This is a genomic window from Undibacterium pigrum, assembly GCF_003201815.1.
GTDB classification, from domain to species: Bacteria; Pseudomonadota; Gammaproteobacteria; order Burkholderiales; family Burkholderiaceae_D; genus Undibacterium; species Undibacterium pigrum.
Genome location: NZ_QJKB01000005.1, coordinates 39,979 through 65,640 on the forward strand (window position 1 = coordinate 39,979; position 25,662 = coordinate 65,640).

The 25,662-nt window shown below is 51.3% G+C and carries 21 protein-coding genes and 1 riboswitch; of the genes, 13 read left to right on the forward strand and 8 right to left on the reverse strand.

Annotated elements, in window-relative coordinates; all coding sequences use genetic code 11:
• Positions 1-40: 40 nt before the first annotated feature.
• The 9 genes from DFR42_RS15650 to DFR42_RS15690 all read left to right on the forward strand — a co-directional run bounded on the left by DFR42_RS15650 (position 41) and on the right by DFR42_RS15690 (position 12,850).
• Positions 41-2,413 carry a beta strand repeat-containing protein gene (locus tag DFR42_RS15650; RefSeq protein WP_110255957.1) on the forward strand — a complete coding sequence of 791 codons (2,373 nt, stop codon included), beginning with the start codon at positions 41-43 and terminating at the stop codon, positions 2,411-2,413.
• Between the two features lie 159 nt (positions 2,414-2,572).
• Complete coding sequence (gene aroKB / locus DFR42_RS15655) at positions 2,573-4,219, forward strand: bifunctional shikimate kinase/3-dehydroquinate synthase AroKB (protein ID WP_110255958.1); 1,647 nt, start codon at positions 2,573-2,575, stop codon at positions 4,217-4,219.
• Between the two features lie 4 nt (positions 4,220-4,223).
• Positions 4,224-5,369, forward strand: coding sequence for a deoxyguanosinetriphosphate triphosphohydrolase (locus DFR42_RS15660; protein WP_110255959.1), 1,146 nt, complete (start codon positions 4,224-4,226; stop codon positions 5,367-5,369).
• A 110-nt stretch (positions 5,370-5,479) separates the two neighbouring features.
• Entirely contained in the window at positions 5,480-6,181 is a 702-nt protein-coding gene (locus DFR42_RS15665; RefSeq protein ID WP_110255960.1) for a DUF4197 domain-containing protein, read from the forward strand.
• 663 nt (positions 6,182-6,844) lie between these two features.
• Positions 6,845-8,002: an ABC transporter substrate-binding protein gene (locus DFR42_RS15670; RefSeq protein WP_110255961.1), complete on the forward strand. Its 1,158-nt coding sequence runs from the start codon at positions 6,845-6,847 to the stop codon at positions 8,000-8,002.
• A gap of 151 nt (positions 8,003-8,153) precedes the next feature.
• Positions 8,154-9,044 (forward strand): branched-chain amino acid ABC transporter permease, encoded by an 891-nt coding sequence (locus tag DFR42_RS15675; RefSeq protein WP_110256242.1) that lies wholly within the window; start codon positions 8,154-8,156, stop codon positions 9,042-9,044.
• A gap of 10 nt (positions 9,045-9,054) precedes the next feature.
• Positions 9,055-11,010, forward strand: coding sequence for a branched-chain amino acid ABC transporter ATP-binding protein/permease (locus DFR42_RS15680; RefSeq protein ID WP_110255962.1), 1,956 nt, complete (start codon positions 9,055-9,057; stop codon positions 11,008-11,010).
• Positions 11,011-11,020: 10 nt separating this feature from the next.
• Positions 11,021-11,749: an ABC transporter ATP-binding protein gene (locus DFR42_RS15685; protein ID WP_110255963.1), complete on the forward strand. Its 729-nt coding sequence runs from the start codon at positions 11,021-11,023 to the stop codon at positions 11,747-11,749.
• Positions 11,750-11,905: 156 nt separating this feature from the next.
• Positions 11,906-12,850 carry an alpha/beta hydrolase family protein gene (locus DFR42_RS15690; RefSeq protein ID WP_110255964.1) on the forward strand — a complete coding sequence of 315 codons (945 nt, stop codon included), beginning with the start codon at positions 11,906-11,908 and terminating at the stop codon, positions 12,848-12,850.
• A 586-nt stretch (positions 12,851-13,436) separates the two neighbouring features.
• On the opposite strand, the gene DFR42_RS15695 is transcribed toward DFR42_RS15690, so the two are convergent.
• From DFR42_RS15695 to DFR42_RS15730, 8 genes are all read right to left on the reverse strand, one after another.
• On the reverse strand, positions 13,437-14,531 hold the full coding sequence (locus DFR42_RS15695) for an enoyl-CoA hydratase/isomerase family protein (RefSeq protein WP_110255965.1): 1,095 nt from the start codon (positions 14,529-14,531) through the stop codon (positions 13,437-13,439).
• An 810-nt stretch (positions 14,532-15,341) separates the two neighbouring features.
• Entirely contained in the window at positions 15,342-15,689 is a 348-nt protein-coding gene (hpf, locus tag DFR42_RS15700) for a ribosome hibernation-promoting factor, HPF/YfiA family (protein ID WP_110255966.1), read from the reverse strand.
• Between the two features lie 107 nt (positions 15,690-15,796).
• Entirely contained in the window at positions 15,797-17,287 is a 1,491-nt protein-coding gene (locus tag DFR42_RS15705; RefSeq protein WP_110255967.1) for an RNA polymerase factor sigma-54, read from the reverse strand.
• Positions 17,288-17,298: 11 nt separating this feature from the next.
• On the reverse strand, positions 17,299-18,051 hold the full coding sequence (lptB, locus tag DFR42_RS15710; RefSeq protein WP_110255968.1) for an LPS export ABC transporter ATP-binding protein: 753 nt from the start codon (positions 18,049-18,051) through the stop codon (positions 17,299-17,301).
• A gap of 1 nt (position 18,052) precedes the next feature.
• On the reverse strand, positions 18,053-18,616 hold the full coding sequence (gene lptA / locus DFR42_RS15715; protein WP_170133547.1) for a lipopolysaccharide transport periplasmic protein LptA: 564 nt from the start codon (positions 18,614-18,616) through the stop codon (positions 18,053-18,055).
• Positions 18,617-18,636: 20 nt separating this feature from the next.
• On the reverse strand, positions 18,637-19,281 hold the full coding sequence (lptC, locus tag DFR42_RS15720) for an LPS export ABC transporter periplasmic protein LptC (RefSeq protein WP_110255970.1): 645 nt from the start codon (positions 19,279-19,281) through the stop codon (positions 18,637-18,639).
• Positions 19,278-19,811: a KdsC family phosphatase gene (locus DFR42_RS15725; RefSeq protein WP_110255971.1), complete on the reverse strand. Its 534-nt coding sequence runs from the start codon at positions 19,809-19,811 to the stop codon at positions 19,278-19,280. Before DFR42_RS15725 ends, lptC begins: the two co-directional genes overlap by 4 nt.
• Positions 19,811-20,851 (reverse strand): KpsF/GutQ family sugar-phosphate isomerase, encoded by a 1,041-nt coding sequence (locus tag DFR42_RS15730; protein ID WP_110256243.1) that lies wholly within the window; start codon positions 20,849-20,851, stop codon positions 19,811-19,813. The genes DFR42_RS15725 and DFR42_RS15730 overlap by 1 nt, the downstream gene beginning before the upstream one ends.
• 113 nt (positions 20,852-20,964) lie before the next feature.
• Between DFR42_RS15730 and DFR42_RS15735 the strand changes: the two genes are divergently transcribed.
• From DFR42_RS15735 to ahcY, 4 genes are all read left to right on the forward strand, one after another.
• Positions 20,965-22,947, forward strand: a complete 1,983-nt coding sequence (locus DFR42_RS15735; protein ID WP_110255972.1) for a monovalent cation:proton antiporter family protein — start codon at positions 20,965-20,967, stop codon at positions 22,945-22,947.
• 33 nt (positions 22,948-22,980) lie between these two features.
• On the forward strand, positions 22,981-23,523 hold the full coding sequence (locus DFR42_RS15740; protein WP_110255973.1) for an adenine phosphoribosyltransferase: 543 nt from the start codon (positions 22,981-22,983) through the stop codon (positions 23,521-23,523).
• Positions 23,524-23,579: 56 nt separating this feature from the next.
• Positions 23,580-24,050, forward strand: coding sequence for a GNAT family N-acetyltransferase (locus tag DFR42_RS15745; RefSeq protein WP_110255974.1), 471 nt, complete (start codon positions 23,580-23,582; stop codon positions 24,048-24,050).
• An 83-nt stretch (positions 24,051-24,133) separates the two neighbouring features.
• A riboswitch (S-adenosyl-L-homocysteine riboswitch) is annotated at positions 24,134-24,208 on the forward strand.
• Positions 24,209-24,233: 25 nt separating this feature from the next.
• The gene (ahcY, locus tag DFR42_RS15750) at positions 24,234-25,658 is read left to right on the forward strand and encodes an adenosylhomocysteinase (protein ID WP_110255975.1); all 1,425 of its coding nucleotides are present in this window, start codon (positions 24,234-24,236) and stop codon (positions 25,656-25,658) included.
• Positions 25,659-25,662: the final 4 nt, after the last annotated feature.

Sequence of the window (25,662 nt, forward strand, 5' to 3'; positions counted from 1 at the left end):
GCAAACCGATTTCCTGAGTTCGTAAAATTATAGGTGTTTCATGATGAAGTATATTCGCGGTCTATTCGCATTACTCTTACTTATTGGCCTGACGGCTTGTGGTGGCGGTGGTGGTTCACCAGGCTCCACTACCAACGTCAAGTTTTTTACTACTGCGCCTGATAGTATTACAATCGCTCCTGGTGCGAGCCAGACGTTCACTATAGGTGGCGGTATTCCAGGTTATCAGGCCAACAGTAGTACTGCGGCTGCTTCAGTCAGCATATCCGGTACTACTCTGACTATCACCGGCAGTGGCGGTGGTTCAGCCACCGTGACCGTCAAAGACTCAACTGGTGCATTTGTTACTATAAGTGTGAAGGTCGGCACTGGACTGGACTTGTTCACCACAGCCCCAAGCGATGTCATCGTGGGTGTAGGCGCGCAATCTTCAGAGTTCACTATCGGTGGCGGTAGTGCCGTCTATGCTGTGACTAGCGGTAATTCAGCAATCGCGCAAGTTGTCTCTTCAGGCAATCGCTTCGTCATTGTTGGTGTTACTGGCGGTAAGACGGTAGTGAGTGTCAAGGATACTATTGGTGGCGTAGTCAACATTAACGTGACAGTAGGTTCAGCAGATCCTTTATTCTCCACTGCTGCAGGCGACATTAGTCTGGGTGTTGGTGCTGCAACAACTTATACAGTTGGTGGTGGCGCTGGTCCATATACTGTAGGCAGCAGCAATGTTGCGGTAGCTACGGCCTCCATCTCTGGTACCAAGCTGACTATTACTGGCGTTAGCGTCGGTACTGCCAGTGTTGTCATTCGTGATGCTACAACTGGCAATGTTACTATTAAAGTAACAGTAGGTTCGACTGCAGATTTGTTTACGTCGGCGCCTGCGGCCCTGGTAGTTGGCATCGGTACTTCTACTCCTACTTTCACGATAGGCGGCGGTAGTCAGATATACACCATTTCCAGCAGTAATACGCAAATAGCAACTGTAGGTATCAATGGAAATAAATTTACTATTACTGGTATTTCTGCTGGTACCGCACAGGTAGTAGTCCGTGACAGTAATGGTCAGATTTCACCAATCGCTGTGACAGTTGGCTCTGGTGCCAAGTTCTATACAACAGCTCCTACTGCTATTACATTGACAGCTAACGGCTCCGGTACTTATGTTCTCGGTGGCGGTAGTGCTCCATATACGGCCACTAGCAGTAACACTGCTGTCGTGACGACAGCGGTATCAGGAAATAATCTGACACTGACTGGTGTTGCCTCTGGTACAGCAACTGTGGTCTTGCGTGATGCTGCCGGGGATGTCATTCCATTAAGCATTACCCTGGGTTCCGGCACTGTTAATGCTATATTTACAACAGCGCCAAGCACAGTAACTATTGCAATTGGTGCCAGCCCTGCGTACCAAATTGGTGGTGGTGTTGCACCTTATTCCATCAGCAGCAGCAATGTCGGTATCGCAACAGCTACGCTGACAGGTTCCAACTTCACTATTACGGGTATCGCGACAGGAACTGCAAACATCGTAGTAAAAGATGCTGCTGGTATTCCTGTAACTATTATCGTTAATGTGGGTGCTGGTGCTGTTGTGCCTCTGTACACATCTGCTCCTGGTACCATCACTCTCGCTCCTGGTGCCGCTCCTACCTATGTCATAGGTGGCGGTAGCTCACCATACTCAGCGAGCAGCAGTGATACTAAAGTGGCAACAGTGGCAATTTCTGGTAGTGCGATGACCATTACAGGTGTTGCGGCAGGCACTGCAACAGTCAGGATAGTGGATAATTTGGGTACACCTCTGACCGTTGTTGTTAATGTGATTTCTGGCGTCAATTCACCCTTGTCCGTAGCACCAGGCACTATTAGCGGCTTTGTAGGGGATACAGTTACCATACGTGTAGATGGTGGTAGTGCACCTTATACCGCTGTGTCCAGCATCCCTGCAAATGGAACTATTACAAGTGGAGCGGCTCTGAGTGGTGCAGGTAATATCACAGTGCTCCTGGCGCGCATCGGCACCACAAGCGTGGTTGTAACCGACGCTAAAGGAACTGTCTCGGCTGTGTCTATTAGTATTGCTGCTCAAACGTCCAATATGGTCTTGAGCCCGGTAGCATGGAATATCAATGAAACCAATACGGCAGTGATTCCTTTGACTATCTCCGGTGGTAATGGTCCGTTCCAGGTGTTCACAAGCAATACTCTGTTGTCTACAGTGGATGGCACCAGTCCTGATCCTGTTAATCCATTGACTTTCAATGGTCGTACAATAAATGTCAGCCTGGGTACTTTGGGTGCACGTTGTGTTGCTGCAGATACTGCAGTAACTATCACAGTCAAGGATAGCGTGAACGCAACAACAACCAGTGTCATGACCATTAAAGACTTGAATGGTGGTGCTGGCTGTTAATACGGCTGGAAAGGTTTGCCTGAAGCGGAAAATTTCTACACAATAGCTGTTTATTTGCTTCGAACCAGTTATATTCTCCAGAGCCTCAGGCTCTGGGGAGTTCAGCAAAAGTCATAAGCCAGGTAAACAGTTTTGAAGAATATTTTTCTAGTAGGCCTGATGGGCTCCGGCAAAACCACGGTTGGCCGGGCCCTGGCAAAAAAACTAAATAAGCGTTTCATTGATACTGATCACGAAATTGAGGCACGAACCGGTGTCTCGATCCCCGTGATTTTTGAGATTGAAGGCGAAGCTAGTTTCCGACAGCGGGAAGCGGATGTGATTCGTGATCTGACTGGGCAAGAAAACATAGTTTTAGCTACAGGTGGTGGTGCCGTGTTGAATGCAGAGAGCCGTAAATATCTGCATGAACGCGGCATTGTCATTTATTTGCGGGCAGGTATACACAGCATTTTGCAGCGTACCCGTCACGACAAGAACCGCCCCCTTTTGCGCACCGCAGACCCGCGCAAGAAACTCGAAGAGCTGGAGTCCCAGCGTTCCCCCCTCTACCAGGAAGTTGCCCATATCAGCATTGAGACCGGAAGGCCCAATGTACAGTTTTTGGTGCAAACCGTATTGGACAAATTAGCTCAGGAAAAATTACTCGACATTCCTGATGCCCTACTTAGCAATAGCAAAACAACTATGTCAGCAGAAAGTAACGCCAGCACCAGTACCAGCACTACGCTCCTGAATGTGGATCTTGGTGAGCGCAGCTATCCCATCGCGATAGGCAGCTCCCTGTTATCCGACAGTCAGTTTCTACAATCAAAAATCAAGGGCAAGAAAACTGTCATCGTCACCAATACCGTAGTCGCACCCCTGTATCTTGCTACGCTCGAAGCCGCCTTGCGCGCCGCTGGCAAGGAAGTATTGTCAGTAGTGTTGCCCGATGGCGAAGAGCAAAAAAACTGGGCCAGCCTGATGCTGATCTTTGATGCCCTGCTAGCAAATAAATGCGATAGAAAAACCACCTTGCTGGCACTTGGTGGTGGTGTCATCGGTGACATGACAGGCTTTGCCGCCTCGGCCTATATGCGCGGCGTGCCTTTTGTGCAAATTCCTACCACCTTGCTGTCCCAGGTTGATTCGTCAGTCGGTGGCAAGACTGGCATCAACCACCCGCTGGGCAAGAACATGATAGGGGCGTTTTACCAGCCCGAGGCAGTGATAGCCGATATAGGCAGCCTGCAAAGCCTGCCCGACAATGAACTCTCTGCCGGTCTGGCAGAAGTCATCAAGCATGGTGCGATCATTGATCCTGTGTTCTTTGACTGGATAGAAGCCAATATGCCTGCCTTGCGCGCCAAGGATGCCAAGGCACTCACGCATGCGATTTTGCGTTCTTGCGAAATCAAGGCAGATATAGTCCGCCAGGACGAGCGTGAAGGTGGCCTGCGTGCCATCCTCAATTTCGGCCATACCTTTGGCCACGCCATAGAATCTGGACTGGGCTATGGCAAGTGGTTGCATGGCGAAGCAGTGGGCTGTGGCATGGTCATGGCTGCTGATTTATCTTGCCGCCTGGGCTATATCGATTACGTGACCAGAACCCGTATCAAGCAAGTGGTGGAAGCGGCAGGCTTGCCGAGTATTGCACCTGACCTTGGTGAAGAACGCTGGCTGGAATTGATGGAAGTCGACAAGAAAAATGAAGGCGGTAAAATCAAGTTCATTTTATTGAAACCTCTGGGGCAGGCACATATCACCACAGTACCCAAAGAGATTTTGTTGCAAACCCTGCGCAGCAGCATCAGCAATTAACACCATGTTTACCGACGCCCACCTCGCCCCCTATGCTGCACAGTCAGCCAGCTCGCGAGGGCGGCGTTGCTCTGAAGAATCTTCTTCCTCGCGCAGTGAATACCAGCGCGACCGTGACCGCATCATCCATAGCACCGCATTTCGCCGCCTTGAATACAAGACCCAGGTCTTCGTCAATCACGAAGGTGACCTGTTCCGCAACCGTCTCACCCACAGCCTGGAAGTTGCCCAGATAGGCCGCTCGATAGCACGCAACCTGCATTTGAATGAAGACCTGGTAGAGGCTATCTCGCTGGCGCATGATCTCGGCCACACTCCCTTCGGTCACGCAGGCCAGGACGCGTTGAATGCCTGCATGAAGCCCTTTGGCGGCTTCGAACATAATCTGCAAAGCCTGCGAGTGGTCGATGAGCTGGAAGAGCGCTACGGCGCTTTTGACGGCCTTAACCTGACCTACGAAACCCGTGAAGGCATACTCAAGCACTGCTCCATCACCAATGCCCGATTGCTGGGTGACGTGGGCCAGCGCTTCATTGATAAACAACGGCCCACGCTGGAAGCACAAGTCACCAATCTGGCAGATTCCATCGCCTACAGCAATCACGATATCGATGATGGCCTGCGTTCCGGCCTGCTGCTGGAGTCGCAATTGCTGGAAGTAGATATCTACGCGCGTCATCGTGCCATTGTTGATGCTACCTATCCTGGCATCAGTGGCCGTCGCGGCATCGCTGAAACCATACGTCGCATGATCAATACCCTCATCGTTGATCTGATTGAGACCTCGGCAAAAAAAATCCAGGAGTGTGCGCCTGCTACGGTGGATGACGTGCGCCAGATGGAAAGAATGATTGCCTTTTCAGACAGCATGTTTCAGGAGGCACAAGACCTCAAGCAATTCCTGTTTGAAAACCTCTACCGTCATTACCAGGTCAATCGCATGACCTTCAAAGCCAGGCGCACCATCAGAGAATTATTTGATGCCCTGCATGCCGAGCCTAATCTCTTGCCCACTGACTATCAGGTTCACAGGCAAGACAACCAGGACCCACAATTACAAGCCAGGAAAATCGCCGATTACATCGCTGGTATGACTGACCGCTATGCCATGCGTGAACACAGGCGCCTTTACATGGTTGATGAGATTTAGAATAAGTTGCACATCTGCTTTCTGGTCAGGATTTACATAATTTGTACTTTTAAAGTCAGGATATACACTGGGCTTTGTATAGAATATCAACTCTTTACCAGGAGAAAGCCATGTCATCCATTTCAACTTTATTTACCCGCCTGCTGTTCGCCAGCAGCCTGGTGGTCGCAACTGCAACAGCACACGCCATCTCTTTTGCCGATCTCAGCAACCAGGATGCCAGCACTGGCTTGAAAGCTGCACTTGATAAAGGCTCCGCGGCGGCAGTAAGCAAGCTGGGTGTCGATGGCGGTTTCCTGAATAATGACAAGGTCAAGATACAACTCCCGTCCATACTCGAAAAAGCCCGTCCGATACTGCAAATGACAGGCAAGGGCCAGCAACTCGATGAACTGGTGGTTTCCATGAACCGCGCCGCTGAATCTGCCGTGCCCATGGCCAAGCCTTTGCTGGTGAATGCCGTCAAATCCATGAGCCTGACTGACGCCAAGAATATCCTGACCGGTGGTGAAACCTCAGTGACAGATTTTTTCAGGGAAAAAACTTCCACCCCTTTAAGCGCAAAATTCTTGCCCTTGGTCAAAGGCGTAACCGACAAGGCAGGTCTGTCATCCAAATACAATAGCATCATGGGGCAGGCACAGAAATTTGGTGCAGTGTCGCAGCAAGAAGCGACGGTCGAAGGCTATGTCACTCAAAAAGCCATGGATGCCCTGTTCCTGATGATAGCCGAAGAAGAAAAAGCCATACGGCAGGACCCACTGGGTGCGGGCAGCAAAGCCATCAGTAAAGTCTTCAGCCTGTTGAAATAAGGCGCTTACACGCAAGCCAGGATGGCAGGACAACGCATTTCCTCTGCAAAGCGATACGGCTTAACAACGCTGGATGCCAGATCAAGTCTGGCCTGACAATATGGAGGCTGCTTGCTGGCGATAGATGTGGCTGTGCATTGGGCAGCAGATCAAAAGGCAGCTTCTCAACACGGATACCACAATTAAAACTCACAGCCTCAAACTCGTCATGCCGGACTTGATCCGGCATCCAGTGGCGTCGTTGGCATGCTGATGCTTCCGCTCACAGGCAGGGGGGAAATCCCCGCTTTTCTGTGAGTACCGTGAAGCCATTGATTTTTATCCTACAAGAATTCTGCAGTTTTTTTGTACGGGTTTCACCACATTTGGTGAAACCCGTGCAAATGGGATGAAATTCTTTCATCGCAAGCTTGAAAGAGTTTCCTCCAGCCACAATTTGTACCCCTATTTTCTGTCAATAGAAATGGGCTGTAATCTTCAAAGCCTTGCCACATAAGGCTTTGCGCAGCTATCCCTCTCCGTGCATCGTCTTTTCTGCAAAACTTGCGTAGTTTTACTTAAGTAGAACGGAGCCTGAGTTTTTTTCATTTTCCTGTTAATTTATAGCGGTAATTCATGAATTCATTTTTTTGAAGTACCTATATAAAAAATCAGGAGACCAAGATGTCATACAAAGTCAAAACCCTAGTCGCATCCATCGTTCTGGGCATGGCTGCCGCCAGCAATGCAGCAGAGCCTATCAAAATTGGTGTTGCCGGTCCTTTCACTGGTGGTTCTGCCCCTATGGGTGTATCCATGCGTGATGGCGTCAAGCTGGCCGTCAGTGAAATCAATGCCAAAGGTGGTGTGCTGGGCAGACAGTTGCAATTGGTCGAACGAGATGATGAAGCAAAAAATGAGCGTGGCGTACAGGTAGCGCAAGAGCTCATCAACAAAGAAAAAGTAGTCGCTACAGTAGGCTATATCAATACCGGTGTAGCACTGGCTTCCCAGCGTTTTTACCAGGAAGCAAAAATACCTGTGCTCAACAATGTGGCGACAGGCAGTGTGGTGACCAAGCAATTTGTGGCACCTGAACACAAGGATAATTACATCTTCCGCACGGCAGCCAATGACACCATACAATCCGCCATGATTGTGGACGAAGCTGTCGTCAAAAATAAATTCACCAAGGTCGCCATCCTGGCTGACTCGACCAACTACGGTCAACTGGGTCGTGAAGACTTGGAAAAAACTCTGGGTGCCAAAGGCATCAAACCTGTCGCCGTAGAAAAATTCAATATCAAGGATGTCGACATGACACCTCAGTTGTTGAAAGCCAAGCAGGGCGGTGCGCAAGCCGTGCTGACTTACGGTATTGGCCCTGAGCTGGCCCAAATCGCCAACGGCATGGAAAAACTGGGCTGGAAAGTACCTATCATCGGCAGCTGGACTTTGTCCATGGGTAACTTCCTCGACAACGCTGGTAAAAACGGTGATGGCGCGACCATGCCGCAAACCTTCATCCAGGATCCAAACACACCAAAACGCAAAGCCTTCATCGAAGCCTATCAAAAGGCTTACAAGGTTGACCGCATGCCTTCCGCCGTGTCTGCAGCACAGGGCTATGATTCCATTTACCTGCTGGCCGCAGCCATCAAGCAGGCCGGTGGTACAGACGGTGTCAAAGTGCGCGAAGCACTGGAAAACCTGAATGAAAAAGTCGAAGGCGTGATCACCACCTATAACAAGCCTTTTACACATGATGATCATGAGGCCATCAAACCTGGCATGCCTGTCATGGGCCTGGCCAAAGGCGGCCAGATCGTCCAGGCTAAGTAAAAGTCAGGGCATGACACCAGTCACTGCCCTCAATTAGCCCCGGGCTCAGCCATCCGCAAGTGGCTGGGCTTGTTATTCAGACAGACAACTGCCATGTTTCACCAATATCCCTTGGTGAAATATGGTGGGTTGCCATTCCACGGGTGAAAAAATGGAAATATTACTTCAGCTCGTCTTCAGCGGCATTGCCCTGGGGATGATTTATGCTGTCATCGCATTCGGCTATCAACTCACATTCGCGACTTCAGGCACACTCAATTTCGGCCAGGGTGAAGCCCTGATGCTGGGGGCCCTGGTAGGCCTCAGCGTGGTTGGCAATGTACATGGTGGCCCGTATATGAACTATTGGCTCATGATACCAATAGTACTGATCTTTGGCGGCCTGCAAGGCATGGTCGTTGAATGGATAGGCGTGCGCCCGGCCATCAAGATCAAGTCCGAATTTGGCTGGATCATGTCCACCATCGCGCTCGCCATTATCTTTAAAAACGTCGCAGAAAATATCTGGGGCAAGGATGATCTGACCTTTCCGTCGCCCTTGTCTGCTGCACCTTTCCAGGTGTTTGGTGCCAACGTGCAGGCCATGCAAGTCGTGGTCGTTATCGGTGCACTGGCAATGATGCTGGCGGTTGAATTCTTTAACCGCAAATCCATTTACGGCAAAGCCGTCGTGGCAACATCGAATGACAGGGATGCAGCTGGCCTCATGGGCATCAATACCAGCATGGTCATCACCTTCTCTTATGCGCTGTCATCTGCTACTGCTGCCTTCGCAGGCGTGCTGGTAGCACCGTTGACACTGACAGGTGCGACCATGGGCTCGGCACTGGGCCTGAAAGCCTTTGCCGTAGCGATTATCGGCGGCCTGACTTCCGGCGTGGGTGCTATCGTCGGCGGCCTGATCCTGGGCATTGCTGAAACCCTGACTGGCTTCTATATCTCCACCGGCTACAAGGAAGTACCTGGCCTGGTATTACTGCTGCTGGTGCTGGCCGTCAAACCTGCCGGTTTGTTTGGCAAAGCTGCCATCAAGAAAGTGTGAGGTCCGGATAATGAATAAGCAGACTCTCGTTCTTTCCGTCCTGGGTATAGGCGCACTGGCGCTGACACCTGTGGTCATGCATAACCCCTACTACCTGCATCTGGCGGAGACCATACTGATCTACGCCATCCTGCTGTTTGGCCTCGATATCGTGGTTGGTTACACTGGCCAGGTATCACTCGGCCATGCTGGCCTGTTTGGCATAGGCTCGTATACGACCGGTGTGCTGGTCTACAAGCTTGGCATGTCGGTATTTGTCGCCATCCCTTGCAGTATCGCCGTTACGGCCCTGTTTGGTGCCTTGCTGGCCCTGCCTGCACTGCGTGTGACCGGACCTTACCTGGCCATGGTGACGCTGGCCTTTGGTACCATCATCCAGATTCTCATCAATGAAATGAGTTTCCTGACTGAAGGCCCAATGGGTATCAAACTCACCAAGCCTGTCATATTTGGGCAAAAGCTGGGTGAGGTTGGTTTCTTCTATCTGGTTGCCATCATGCTGGTACTGGCACTGGTCGTGGTACACCGCGTTTTACGCTCCCACTATGGCCGCGCTTTCCAGGCTTTGCGTGATAGCCCTATCGCGTCTGACTGCATGGGTGTGTCCGTCTATAAATACAAAGTCATTGCCTTCGTTATCAGTGCTGCACTGGCTGGTTTGGCGGGTAGTCTGTATGCGTATTCAGAAGAATATATTTCGCCGAATACCTACAACTTTGAGCTGACCATCATGTTCCTGCTGGCCGTCATCATGGGCGGGCGCAAGACTCGTACCGGCTCATTGCTGGGTGCTTTGATTGTCGTGATGCTGCCATCGCTGCTGGCTGATATAGAACTGTTCCGCAAGATTGCTACAGTAGCTGCAGTCATTGCCGTCATTGCAGGTGGCGTGGCAATCAGCAAAAAACGCAAGACAGTCAGGGAGCTCATGGTGCCAGTCGTCGCGACTGTTGCCATGGCCTTGTTCTCTTACAAGCTGGAAAACATCACTGACTGGCGTCTGACCATCTTTGGCTTGATGACCTTGTTCGTCGTGTATTACCTGCAGGATGGTATCGTTGGTTTCGTCAACGGTTTGCTGGGTAAGGGGCAGACGCATCTCATCATCAATGCCGGTAAAGACAGCAAGGCTGGCGATGCCATCGTCCATGCCAGCGATACCCGCATGGGCGTCTTGCTGACAGGCCGGAAAATCCTCATGCAATTTGGTGGTCTGAAAGCCCTGAACCAGGTTGATCTGCAAATCCATAAAGGGACGGTGCATGGTTTGATTGGCCCCAATGGTTCTGGCAAAAGCACCATGATGAATGTACTGACCGGCATTTATAAACCTACCGATGGTGTGGTGGAGTTTTCTGGCAAGGTCATCTCTGGCAGCACGCCATCGGCGATCGCACTGGGTGGTGTGGCGCGCACTTTCCAGAACGTGCAATTGTTTGGTGAAATGACGGCGACAGAAAACATCCTGGTTGGCTTGCACAATACCTTCCGCAGCAATGTGGGTGATGCCATGTTGCATACCCCACGTTATCTGCGTGAAGAGCAACAGGCAAGGGAACGTGCAGCAAGCATACTGCAATTTGTGGGCCTGGCTGACCTGGCCAATGAAGAGGCGCGCAATCTGCCTTATGGCAAACAACGCCTGCTCGAAATTGGCCGCGCACTTGGTCTCAATCCACAACTGCTGTTGCTGGATGAACCTGCTGCTGGCCTGACTGCACCTGACATCAAGGATCTGATTGCCATCATACGCAAGATACGCGAACACGGCATCACCATCATCCTTATCGAACATCATATGGATGTGGTCATGTCGATTTGCGATACCGTGACTGTGCTGGATTTTGGTCAGAAAATTGCAGAAGGCAAACCGGCTGCAGTGCAAGCCGACCCTAAAGTCATTGAAGCCTATCTGGGTGGCAGCATTGCTGACACGACCGATACCGCTGATACTGCCGCAGCCTGAGGAGAGAGCAATGTTAACTATTTCAAATCTGCATGCGGCTTATGGCAAGGTCGAAGTCTTGCATGGTATTTCCATGGAAGTACCCAAGGGTAAAGTCGTCACACTGATAGGTTCCAACGGTGCTGGCAAGACCACCACCATGCGCGCTATATCAGGCATGTTGAAACCCAAAGAAGGCACGGTGACCCTCGCTGGCAAAGATGTCACCGGGCTTGATTCCCACAAGATCGCCAGGGCTGGTCTCGCGCATTCGCCAGAAGGCCGGCGCGTGTTTGCCACCATGTCGGTGACTGACAATCTCTTGCTCGGCGCTTTCCCGCGTTTCACCCGCAGCCGCCCTCGCGGTGATATAGAAAGTGATCTGCAAAAAGCCATGGAATTGTTCCCGCGTTTGAAAGAACGCAAGAACCAGCTGGCGGGTACACTGTCTGGCGGCGAACAACAAATGCTGGCGATGGCGCGGGCCGTCATGCTCAACCCTGATGTGGTTTTGCTGGATGAACCATCCATGGGCCTGGCACCTATCCTGGTAGATGAAGTTTTGCGCATCATCGTGCGTCTCAAAGAGCAAGGCACGACCATGCTGCTGGTGGAACAGTTTGCGGCAGCGGCTTTGGCTGTCGCGGACTATGGTTATGTGCTGGAAAACGGCAGGATATCCGTGCATGGTCCGGCGGCCAGTTTGCAGAATGACCCGGCAGTAAAAGCTGCTTATCTTGGTGGTGGTGCACAGCATTAATTAGTATTAGATGCATCACGAAGATATTGCGTAAAAATGGGGAGCTTGCTCCCCATTTTCTTGTTTTGACGCATCAATTTTTGCTTGAATTGTGATATTTTGCCATGCTGAAATGCGATCGTTCGCATTTCACATTGATCACTATTGAGCATACCTATGAATTCCATTTCTTCACAAATCCGCCTTAGCATTCTGGTGTTGACTTCACTTTTTAGTGTCTCCTGCATGGCCGCGCCAGTGCTGCAAGAACACACAATAAAAATCGATGGCAAGCAAAGACGCTACTTTCATTTATCCAACACGGCCGCAGCACATAGTGGACCGGCCATCCTCCTGGTCAGTGGCTCGGGTTGCGATGACTTTTCTGTGCGCCTCTCGATGTTTTTTGAACGCTATTCCACTGCCGTCAATGTTTATTATCTGGAAAAACCTGGCGTCATCAAAAATGCCGATGGCAGCAAATGCAGCAAAGAATTCCAGGCAGCAGACAAATTTGATCAGCGCTTGTCTGATCATATAAAGTTCCTTGAACAAGAGCCTGAATTGAAAAAAATGCCAGCGCGTTCGATTGCTGTCCTGGGCTTTTCTGAAGGCGGTGCAGTCGCCCCCTATATTGCCAGGGATAGCAAGAAGATAGGCTGGCTGGCAACTGCTGGTAGTGGTGGTTTGAAGCAGAGTGAAGAATTCCTGATCTTTGCAGATCGTGGCGTGGAGCCTTATGCCAAGCCATTCTCTCGCGATTATTTCTTGCACATCTATGCCGAGATCATGAAAGACGGCAAGAGCCTCAGTAAAGAATTTTTTGGCCATCCCTATGCTTATTGGTCAGGTCGTTTATTCACAGATCCTTTGAGTGTATATGCAAGCCTGGATATTCCCATGGTAGCGGCAATGGGTGAGAAGGATGATAGTGTGCCGATAGAATCAGGGCATGCCTTGCGGGATTATTTCTTGAAACATCCTGAGAAGGATTTTCATTTCGTGGAATTTCCTGGGGCCAGTCATGGTTTGAAGACTCCGGACAGGAATGGGGCGCAGGAATTTGTTGCGGGGTTGGAGGGATGGTTTAAGGGGGATAAGAAGGCGTTTGAGTTGAAGTGATTATCACACTTCTTGAGTTGCTTAGTTTGGAATTTAGGGCAATCTTATTGGCGTCATTCCACCGGGCTGGCGCTCCAGCGTGGGGTTAGCTGGAATCCAGTGTCGCTCTTGGTATATCGTGGCGTCATTTAACTTCAGATCTTTATTGTTTTACGTCTTTGCTTCTCAAATGCCTGCACATGTTATTTAAGATCGCCGGCCGGTGGTAGACCGGCGGCTACCCACCTTTTTGTCTCGCCAAAAAAGGTGGGCCAAAAAGGCGACCCAGGCGTCGTCGCCCCCTAAAGGGGGTTCCCGTTTGTGCAGTACAAAAAATGGGAAGGCCCGAAACTCGCTACCCTTGCAGGGCGCACAATCGCTTGCAAGCGATTGCCGTTACGCTGGCGAGATGCATGCATCTCGAAACCCCAGCTACACCTCAGACAGCGGTCCTTCTTTTTCCATTTTCTGTACAGCACAAACGGCGTCGACACATGGGAACTGCGAAAATCAAAAGCAACCGCAACTTCAAAAGCGACGTCACCACGACCTTAGTTCAAATTTTTTGATCTGCGATTGATCAACTCAGATCAGTCAGCCTTTCAACTCATCCTTCCAAATACCGCAAAGGATGCGCATGAGCAGGCCAGGCTTCTGCAAAGAATCCTGTCACTTGTTCCGTCGTTACTTCAGCCAATGTCGCAGGTGACCAGCGTGGTGTATTGTCTTTGTCTACCACCAGGGCGCGCACACCTTCCAGCACTTCACCATGCTTGAAGCAATGGCGTACCATGTTTCTTTCCATGCGCAGACAAGCAGATACGTTCATGTCTTTACTGCGGCGCAGTTGTTCCAGTGTGACTGACATCAGTAATGGCGAACGCTTTTGCATGGTAGTCAGGGTTTGTTGGGCAAATTCGCTGTTGTCCTGCTGTAGTTTTTCACTGATGGCAGCAACGCTACTGCCTGCGAATATGTCGTTGATTGCAGCGTGTTGTATCGCCAGTTTGCTGGCATCCGGTTTTGCCTGGTCTGCAAAAGTTGCTGCGAAATCGCGTATCGCTACACGCAGGTCTGTAGCTGTGCTTTCACTCAGCAAATTCATCAGTGCAGGAATTTCTGTCGTCGGAATATACACATCCGCCAGACAAGCATAGATGGCATCAGCGGCGGTGATGATTTCGCCAGTCAATCCCAGATAAGTACCAATTTCACCCTCAGTGCGTGATAGGAAATAGCCGCCACCTACATCAGGGAAAAGACCGATATTCACTTCAGGCATGGCCATCTTGGTACGCTCAGTGACGATGCGCAAGCGGCAATCTGGTCCTGCCTGGGCGATACCCATACCACCGCCCATGACCACGCCATTCATCAGCGCGATGTAGGGTTTGGGATAGAAATGGATTAAATGATTTAAGGCATATTCTTCAGTGAAAAAATCTTCCAGCAGGGCTGAGTCGCCTTTGGGTGTGGCAGTACCTACGTCATAGAAAAAACGGATATCACCACCGGCACAAAATGCCTTTTCGCTGCTGCTATGGATAAACACGGCACGCACATTCTGATCATCCTGCCAGGCCAGCAAAGTCGTTGTCAGTGCTCTTACCATATCGAGAGACAGCGAGTTCAAGGCTTTGGGTCTGTCGAGGGTGATGTAGCCTATATTGTTCTTGACGGAGGTAAGTACAAATTCGCTCATGATGGTTGACTATGCAGGGTAGGGGATGAAGCTGCTATTTTAACTTTGTCAGGCTTGGGCGTCACGGGGTGTATATGTTTATGAGGAAATAGAGTAAGGCTGCATGCTCGTTGCTGTTGCTGCTGCTGTTGGGTTTGACGTTGCGGTTGTTTTTGACTTTCCGCAGTTCCCATGTGTAGACGCCGTTTGTGCAGTACAGAAAATGGATCAAGAAATGCCCGTGTCTGAGGTGTAGCAGGGGTTTCGAAGTGCATGCACTTCGCCTGCGAAACGGCAATCGCTTGCAAGCGATTGTGCGCCCTGCAAGGGGAGCGAGTTTCGGGCATTTCCCATTTTTTGTACTGCATAAACGGGTACCCCGAAGGGGCGGCTACGCCTGGGTCGCCTTTCTTTGAATACTTACTTTGGCGACGCAAAGAAAGTATTTCGGCTGCCGGGCCGAGACCCGGCCTGTATCCACGGAGGGCAAGCGTTTTAGTCAAAGCGCTGCATGCAACAAAAACGCCACGACATGCGACGAACGCCGCTGGATTCCAGCCAAAAGCACGCTGGAATGACGTTAATACACGCACGGAGTTGTCGCAGCGCATTGATACTACGAACGCACTCGTCAGGTGGGTTCCAGCTAAATCCACTCTGGAGTTCCGGCCTTGTGAAATGACGGTTAATACGTGTACGGATTGCTATAGCGCAATCAACTTAATAGATTGAGAAATATTATTTATTTCAAACCATGCACCCAACAAAAAGGACGCCTTTAGCGTCCTTGTTTTGGATGTCCACAACCCTGTTCGGGTAAGGACTGGGGTCTTATGAAGCCGATGCCGGATCAGGTATGTGCTTGATGGCGTCGTGCTGATGGTCTTGCATTTTATCTTTATGCTTGATGACCTGGCGATCAAGTTTGTCTACCAGTGCATCGATTGCTGCATACAGATCATGCGCCAGACTTTCAACGTGGATATCTTTACCGCTGATATGCAAATTAATGTCGGCTTTGTGTCGTTTATCCTTTTCCCGGAGCTTGTCCACCGTCAGGATGACGGCGATATCAATGACCTGGTCGAAATGCCGCCTGATACGTTCTAGTTTGGTATGTACATATTCACGAATTGCAGGAGTTACTTCGACGTGGTGTCCACTGATGGTGAGATTCATACTGTGCTCCTATAGTGATGTTACTTGCTGTAACGATACGCCCTCGGCCTTTATTTGCCTTGAGCTAAATCATATATAGCAATTCAAACCGTGATTACAAGGACTAATTACAAAGATTTACGCAAACTGACTGGTGGGATTTTGAGGGCTTCACGGTATTTGGCAACTGTCCGTCGGGCAATTACCATGCCCTGTTCACCCAGCATGTCTGCAATTTTGCTATCAGAGAGTGGGCTTTTCTGGTCTTCTGCTCCTATCAACTGCTTGATGAGTGCACGTATCGCGGTGGAAGATGCTTCACCCCCTGTTTCCGTCGCGACATGGCTGCCGAAAAAGTACTTCAACTCAAACATGCCATGTGGGGTCAACATGTATTTTTGAGTTGTTACACGTGAGATAGTGCTCTCGTGTAATCCTAGTGTATCAGCAATTTCGCGCAAAACAAGGGGGCGCATTGCAACAGCACCATGCGTGAAAAAATTGCGTTGCCTTTCAACTATCGCTTGTGCAACGCGCAATATCGTCTCGAAACGTTGCCGCATATTCTTGATGAGCCAGCGGGCTTCCTGCAATTGTGTACCCAGGCCTGCCTCACCGCGGTTTTGCTTCATGATATTGGCATACATGCTGCTGACCCGCAGCCTGGGCATAACATCCTGATTCAGCATGACTTGCCAGCCGTTATCAGATTTTCTGACGATGACATCAGGTACGACATAGTCTGATTCATCAGCAGCAAAGGCAATGCCTGGACGTGGCTGGCACAGGCGGATAATGGTTTGTGCATCGCGCAAATCTTCATCATCGCAATCAAGAATTTTCTTGAGTTTGGTGAAATCTCTTTGTGCAAATAAAGCCAGTTGTGTTTCAACAATTTGCAATGCCAGCCTGCGCGTCACAAAAGCCACTTTGGGCATGCGCCTGATTTGCAGGGCCAGGCATTCAGACGGGCTGCGTGCACCAACGCCTGCCGGGTCAAAGCTTTGCAACATATTGAGGGCAAACGCCAGCTCTTCTGGTTCTACATAAAGTTCCAGTGGCAAACTGGCATGTATTTCATCTAATGTTTCGGTCAGGTAACCATTATTGTCGAGCGCGTCTATCATCAGCTCGACCAGGGCACGGTCACGCGGTTCGCGCAGGTTAAGACGCATCTGTTCCAGCAGATGCTCACGCAGGGTGATGTGGGCTGCACCCAGTTGCGGGCGGCCATCTTCATCATCGCCAGATTTGCTGCCATGCTGCACGTCATCAAAGCCCCAGTCTTCTTCGCTGGAGGTGGTGCTGTCATTACTGATCACGGTTTCTGCATCAGCCGGGGCTGGTTCTGCAGATTTGTCGCTATCGTCCCTTGCGGCGGGTGCTTCCATACCGGCATCAGCAGAAGTGCTGCTGGTGTTGATGGCACCATCGGCCAGCAGGCGCACGGCGTGATCAAGCGGGTCATCGACGCGCTCAAGCATGGGATTGTCGGTCAGCAGCGTCTCCAGCTCCTGATGCAATTCCAAAGTCGATAACTGCAATAATCGTATTGATTGCTGCAATTGCGGCGTTAAGGCCAGATGTTGTGAGGTACGTAGTTGCAGGCTTTGTTTCATGATGATTCCCGTCACATCCGGAAGTGTTCTCCGAGATAAACGCGACGTACAGATTCATTTTGTATGATGTCGTCAGGCTTGCCGCTGGCGAGTACCGCGCCTTGATTGATGATGTAGGCGTGGTCGCAGATACCCAGGGTTTCACGTACATTATGGTCGGTGATCAGCACGCCGATGCCGCGTTCCTTGAGGAAGCGCACAATGCGCTGAATTTCGATGACGGCGATAGGATCAACACCGGCAAAGGGTTCATCCAGCAAGACAAAGCGGGGATTGGTCGCCAGCGCGCGGGCAATTTCCACACGGCGGCGTTCACCACCAGAGAGTGACAGGGCCTGGCTTTCGCGTATCTTTTCGATTTGCAAATCTGCCAGCAAGGCATTCAGTCTTTGCTCAATCTTTTGGCTGCCCAGGTATTTGCCTTCGCTGTCCTTTTGCAATTCCAGTACAGCGCGGATATTGTCTTCTACCGTCAGTTTGCGAAACACCGATGCTTCCTGTGGCAGGTAAGACAGCCCAAGTACGGCGCGCTCATGAATCGGCAATTGCGACACGTTGATATCATCAATGATGATATCGCCAGCGTCCGATGGCACCAGACCCACAATCATGTAGAACGAGGTGGTTTTGCCTGCGCCGTTCGGCCCCAGCAAACCCACCACTTCACCACTTTTCAATAGCAGCGATACATCGCGCACCACCTGGCGCGCACCATAGCGTTTTTGCAAACCCTTGACGAGCAAGGTGCTGGACTTTGCTGTCATCTTAATTGGCCTGTTTTTCTTGTTTTGGTTGCAGGATGATTTTCAGGCTGCCTGAGCCATCGACGTGCTGGCCACTGGTAGAGTTTGTGCCAACTGCAATATCGTTTTTGCTATCGTAGGACAAATACTCACCTTCTTGTTCCTGGGTAACGCGTTTGCCTTCGAGGTAGCGCACCTTGGCCTTGGAAATGAATTTGACGATTTCGGTACTTTGATTGTATTCAGCACGGTCAGCTTCGCCATCTACCCACAGATCAGGTCCGCCGTCGCGCTTTTGGCGGAAGGTGACCTTGCGGCTGCTACCACCTGTCAGGACTACAAACTGGTCGCCATTCGGCGCTTCGGTAACGACGGCATTTTCTGCTTTAACAATCAGAGTGCCGCGCACCAGGGACACACCCTTGGACAGTCTGCGCACGCTGGTCTTGCCATCACTCTCGCCATAACCGGCTTCGATGATAGTTTCCTTGTTGCTGTCGGCTTTCTCTGCATTGGCAGATACACAAGCCAGACCCAGGAACGCCAGGCTGATTATGCGGGCGATGGAGTATTGAGCATTTTTCATATACATATTCGCTTTCTGAACTATTTGGTTTTAACTGCCGGGGCTGCTTCACGCTTGTTGAGCTGTATGCGGACTTTGCTCAGCAGTGACAGATGTTGCGTAGAATTGTTTGCCAGCATGCCAGTTGCAGTCGATGTGGCTTTACCGGTCGTGATAGAAATCGGCTTGTCTGTTTTGACGATATCTTCATCTGGCAACAACAATAGATAATCCGACTTTACGTGTACAAATTGTGAACTGAGTCCTTCGGGTCTTTCCATGCTGACGTTGTCATATAAATGAACTTCATCATGATCGCGTTTTGGTGTGACCAGCGTGGATTTTTGAGCTACGACAGCCAGGTCGGCACGCAGGTGCAGCGGCGGCCTGTCCTGATCAAAACTATTGATCTGGGGATGTTTGATTTCTATATTGTCCGTGCGTGGCAAATGCACCAGGCTGTCGCCGGTGATGTGGTAATTGGCCTTGCCATTATTCGACAATCGTATGAAATTAAATTTTTCCACGTAATAGTCAGGTGCCGATCTTGCTGAGCTGCGGTTTTGTTCGTCATCCGCATGACGTCGTATGACTTCCATGATCCAGATGGTGCCCATGGTAGTGATGCCCAGCAGGATCACGGCCAGCCAGATGCGGAAGCGGTCTATGGTCATTTGGGGTTTCATGTCAGATATGCTTGTAAAGCCTGTTCATATTTACCCTGAGCGCGCAGGATGAAGTCACAGACTTCGCGCGCAGCACCCTGGCCACCGCTGGCTTTGGTAATGTATTGCACACGCAGTTGTACTTCGGCATGGGCATTCGGTACGCTGGCGGCAAAGCCTGTGCGTGTCAGTATCGGTAAATCGATCACATCGTCACCGATAAAGCCGCATTCTTGCGCAGGAATATCCAGCTTCTCCAGCAGGTCAAGAAAAGCGCTTTTCTTGTCATGGATGCCCTGGCAAACATGGCTGATGCCCAGATCAGCCGCCCGCTTGCTGACAATGGCTGATTGCCTTGCACTGATGATGGCCGTGACGATGCCTGCCTGTTGCAAGAGCTTGATGCCCTGGCCATCAAGCACATTAAAGCACTTCATCATTTCGCCTTCTGGCCCGAGATACAGGCTGCCGTCGGTCAGAATGCCATCCACATCAAAAATCATGAGCCGGACTTTGCTGGCTCTTTCTACCGAATCTACAGAGTTATTCATCAAATCACCTTGGCCCTGGTCAGGTCATGTATATGCAAGGCACCCACCAGTTTGCCGCTGTCGTCAGCGACCAGCAACTGGTTGATGCGGTAAGTTTCCATGACTTCGACAGCTTCTACCGCCAATTGTTCAGGGCGTATGCGACGTGGGGCACGATTCATGACATCGGCAATGCGCAACTGGGTAAAGTCACGTGTGCCATCCATCAGGCGGCGCAAGTCACCATCGGTGAAGATGCCCAGCACTTGCTGCTGTTCATCCACCACGGCGGTCATCGCCATGCCTTTTTTGGTGATTTCCAGCAGCGCAGTTTTCAGGCTGGTTTCCGGGCCGACTTGCGGTATGGCTTCATCAACACGCATGACATCCCTGACATGTGTCAGCAAACGGCGACCGAGTGAACCACCAGGGTGCGAACGGGCAAAGTCTTCTTCGCGGAAGCCACGCGCATCCAACACAGCGACCGCCAGTGCATCGCCCAGCGCCAGCGTGACTGTGGTGCTGGCCGTTGGTGCCAGGTTCAGCGGGCAGGCTTCTTTGTCGACATGCAGGTTCAGGTGGATATCGGCCAGCTTGCCAAGGCTGGATTCCGGATTGCCCGTCATGGCGATCAATTTCACACCCAGACGCTTGATGATGGGCAGGATGGACATCAGCTCTGAAGCTTCGCCAGAATACGAGATGGCGATGAATATATCTTGCTGTGTCACCATGCCCAGGTCGCCATGGGCTGCTTCAGCCGGATGGACAAAAAACGAGGGTGTGCCGGTAGAGGCAAAGGTTGCGGCTATCTTGCGTGCAATATGGCCAGACTTGCCTATGCCAGAAACAACAACCCGACCGTGGCATGCAAGCAACATACTGACAGCGTCAGAAAAGCCTGCAGCATCGCCATTGCCCAGGCGTTTTTGCAGGGCAAGCAGGGCGTCAGCCTCGATTTGCAGGGTTTCACAAGCCAGTTTCAGGGCGCGCTGTGCTGCGACAGCAGCGTCTGTCGTGGGTACTTGTTTAAAAGTTAAAGGTGCATTCAGTTCATTCATGCCGGAAGTATAAACGAAATCCTCAAAGCAAAAACTTTGCCAGTTGTAACGTAATGAATAATGTTTGCCCAAAAGCAGGATAGCAGGGCGATAAATCGGCAATAATAGGCGACATGACAGGACTGGATACTACACTTTTACTGCTGGCCGCTGCCGTCTTGGGCGTGGTCGCTTTCCGCATGCTGCAACTGCCACCCATGCTGGGTTATCTGGTGGTGGGCATACTCATAGGCCCGCACGGTATGGGGGTGGCTGAAGACAGCGCCGTCACGCACGAGCTGGCTGAGTTTGGCGTGGTCTTCCTGATGTTTTCCATAGGGCTGGAATTCTCGCTGTCCAAGCTCATGGCCATGCGCAAGGCGGTATTTGGCCTGGGCATGGCGCAAGTGCTGGTCACGATACTGACCAGTATGGTATTTGGCTGGATAGCCAGTCGCTGGCTGCCAGGCATGTTCCAGATCAGCTGGGAAGCCTCATTTGCCCTTGGTGGCGCACTGGCGATGTCATCGACGGCCATCGTCTCCAAAATGCTGACAGAAAGGCTGGAGCTGGAAAGCCTGCATGGCAGGCAAATCATCAGCGTGCTGCTGTTCCAGGATCTGGCCGTGGTGCCGTTGCTGATACTGGTGCCCGCGCTGGCATCCAAATCACCTGACCTTGGCAAGACCCTGGCGCTGGCAAGTGGCAAGGCTGTCGTGGTATTGATTTTGTTGCTGGTAGTCGGGCAAAAACTCATGCGTGCCTGGTTCCATATCGTCGTCAAACGGCGCTCGCAAGAGTTGTTCATGTTGAACCTTTTGTTCATTACCCTGGGTGCTGCCTGGCTGACCGAGAAAGCCGGTTTGTCGATGGCGCTGGGTGCCTTTGTCGCTGGCATGCTGATTTCAGAGACTGAATACCGTCATCAGGTGGAAGAAGATATCAAACCCTTCCGCGATGTCTTGCTGGGCCTGTTCTTCATTACCGTTGGCATGTTGCTCAATGTGCGGCTGGTGTATGAACAGTTCTGGCTGGTGCTGTTGTTGCTGACCGGGCCGGTCCTGTTGAAATTTGTGCTGATTGCCGCTCTGGCCCGGGCCTTTGGCAGCTCCACCAGCGTGGCCATGCGCACGGGCCTGGGGCTGGCGCAGGCCGGTGAATTTGGCTTCGTCCTGCTGAACCAGGCGGGCGGCTTGCAACTGGTAGACCCGATGCTGGTGCAATTGATTTTGGCATCGATGGTGATATCCATGCTGATCTCACCCTTCATCCTGGCCAAGTCCGATGCCATTGTCATGAAGTTCTCTGCCAATGAATGGATGATGCAATCGCTGGCCCTGACCCAGATCGCCGCGCGCACCATGACCACCAAGAAGCATGTGATCATCGCCGGTTTTGGCCGCAGCGGCCAGAGCCTGGCACGCATCCTGTCTGAAGAAAATATTGATTACCATGCCCTTGATCTTGACCCTGACCGTGTGCGCGAAGCGCAGACTGCCGGTGCAAATGTTTCGTATGGCGATGCCGCAAGGCGTGAAAGCCTGCTGGCGGCGGGTGTCAACCGCGCCTCGGCACTGGTAGTGACTTACACCAGTACCGCATCGGCCCTCAAGGTTTTGCATTTCGTCAATGAAATGAACCCCAGCCTGCCTGTCATTGTGCGCAGCCATGATGATGTAGACCTGGATAAACTCAGGGCTGCCGGTGCCACAGAAGTGGTGCCAGAACTCATGGAGGGCAGCCTGATGCTGGCCTCCCACGCCCTGGTCATGCTGGGCGTGCCCTTGCGACGTGTGGTGCACAGGGTGCAGATAGCGCGTGAGGCGCGTTATGAATCCCTGCGCGGCTTCTTCCATGGTGCCAGCGATGCTGCTGACAGCCCTGAAAGCATGCAAATACGTCTGCATACCGTGGTTTTGACCGATAATGCCAATGCCCTGGGGCAGCGGGTGGCCGATGTCAAGCTGGCTGAACTGGAAGTGGATATCCATACGGTCCGTCGTGGCAAGGCCAGGCTGGATCAAGTCGATGATATCGTTTTACAGAATGGCGACGTGGTTGTTGTCAGGGGAACTTCCGAAGCAGTCGCTAGAGCAGAGCAGCGGCTGTTAAAATAGCGGGTTATTTTTAAAAATTGAAGGACATGCTCGATGTTGAATCCGGCCGAATACATTAAACAACATATACGCACTGTGGAAAACTGGCCACAGGAAGGCGTGATGTTCCGCGACATTACCCCCCTGTTGCAAAATCCTAAAGTATTCCGCGTGCTGATTGATATGTTTGTGCATCGCTACATGGATGAAAAGCTTGACGTCGTGGCTGGCCTGGATGCGCGTGGCTTTATCATCGGTTCTGTCCTGGCCTATGAGCTGAACCTGGGTTTCGTCCCTATCCGCAAGAAAGGCAAGCTGCCTTTCCATACTGTCTCCGAGCAATATGAGCTTGAATACGGCAGCGCAACGGTAGAACTGCATTCCGACGCCTGCAAAAAAGGTGACCGTGTCGTCCTCATTGATGACCTGATCGCCACTGGCGGCACCATGATGGCAGGCAAGAAATTGCTGGAACGCCTGGGCGCAACCGTAGTAGAAGGCGCAGTCATCGTTGACTTGCCCGAACTGGGTGGCTCAAAAATCATCCAGGACAGTGGCCTGCCATTGTTCACAGTCTGTAATTTCGACGGCCATTGATAGGCTGGCTGATATTTAGCTGATATTTAGCTGATATTTAGCTGGTATTTACTCACATGCATCAGTTTCACATTGCCAATGTAGACCCAGCCTTGCCCGAGGCTGCGGCTTTACTGGATGAACTCTGTGTCCGCCTGGCTGAAATTACCGGCAGCAGCGGGCGTTCCTCCTTTGATGCTGAGGATGTGCGCGTGCCGGGTGCCTTGTTTGTGCTGGCCCGTAATGCTGATGGCAAGGCAGTGGGCTGCGGTGCTTTTCGGCCCATGGGTGAAGGCGTGGCGGAAGTCAAACGCATGTATGCGCAGGTAGCAGGTGTCGGCCTGGCTGTATTGACGCATCTGGAAGCTGCTGCCAAAGAATATGGCTATCTGAGACTGCGTCTGGAAACCCGTCTGGTTAACCAGCGCGCTGTTGCCTTTTATGAAAAACATGCTTATTACCGCATCCCCAACTTTGGTAAATATGTGGGCAAGGCAGAGGCAGTCTGCTTTGAAAAACAACTGAATCACCCTGAAAACCAGTCCTGACAGTGATTTTACTGATTTCTTTGCTTATTTATTTAACAATGCAAGAAATCAGCAAAAATGCCGGAGCTGCGCTATACTTCAATTCTTCCAAGGAGCGTTGCGACGAGAACTACGAGTTTTTGCCAGGCTTGGGATATCCATAACCGCGCTCACGTTACTTTTTTCATCAGAAAGGAGGGCGTGATGAACGCCGTCGTAACAAACACATCCAATACTTCCCAAGATTTTTTTGTTGCTGACCTGAGTCTGGCTGACTGGGGCCGCAAGGAAATCCGCATTGCTGAAACAGAAATGCCAGGCCTGATGGCTATCCGTGAAGAATTCGCGGCTACCCAGCCTCTGAAGGGTGCACGTATCACCGGTTCCCTGCACATGACTATCCAGACTGCCGTGTTGATCGAAACACTGCTGGCCCTGGGCGCAGAAGTGCGCTGGGCATCTTGCAATATCTACTCCACACAAGATCACGCAGCCGCAGCGATTGCTGCTGGCGGCACACCAGTGTTCGCTTTTAAAGGCGAAAACCTGGATGAATACTGGGATTTCACCCACCGTATTTTCGAATGGAAAGACGGCGGCTATTCCAATATGATTCTTGATGATGGCGGCGATGCGACATTGTTGCTGCATCTGGGCACGCGCGCAGAAACAGATATTTCTGTACTGGCCAACCCAGGTTCAGAAGAAGAAATCTGCCTGTTCAACGCGATCAAAAAACACCTGGCGATTGATGGCACCTGGTATTCCAAACGCCTGGCAGAAATCAAGGGCGTGACAGAAGAAACGACTACTGGCGTACACCGCCTGTACCAGATGCACAAAGACGGCAAACTGGCTTTCCCTGCTATCAACGTCAATGACTCCGTCACCAAGTCCAAGTTCGACAACCTGTATGGCTGCCGTGAATCCCTGGTCGATGGCATCAAGCGTGCAACTGACGTCATGATCGCTGGCAAGGTCGCCGTTATCGCCGGTTACGGTGATGTAGGCAAGGGCTCTGCGCAAGCCATGCGTGCCTTGTCTGCACAAGTTTGGGTAACTGAAATCGATCCTATCTGCGCATTGCAGGCTGCGATGGAAGGCTACCGCGTCGTGACCATGGAATATGCTGCTGAACACGGTGACATTTTCGTGACCACAACAGGTAACTACCACGTCATCAGCCACGCACACATGCTGAAGATGAAAGACCAGGCCATCGTTTGCAACATCGGTCACTTCGATAATGAAATCGACGTTGCCGCATTGAAGCAATACACCTGGGAAAACATCAAGCCACAAGTTGACCACGTGATTTTCCCTGACGGCAAGCGCATCATCTTGCTGGCAGAAGGCCGTCTGGTTAACCTGGGTTGCGGCACTGGTCACCCATCCTATGTCATGAGTTCTTCTTTCGCTAACCAGACTATTGCGCAAATCGAATTGTTTGCTAATACTGCGAAATATCCAGTCGGCGTCTACACTCTGCCTAAACACCTGGATGAAAAAGTCGCGCGTCTGCAATTGAAAAAACTCAATGCACAACTGAGCGTGCTGACAGAAGAGCAGGCTGCCTATATCGGCGTGAATCAAAACGGCCCTTACAAGCCAGATCACTACCGTTATTAATCCA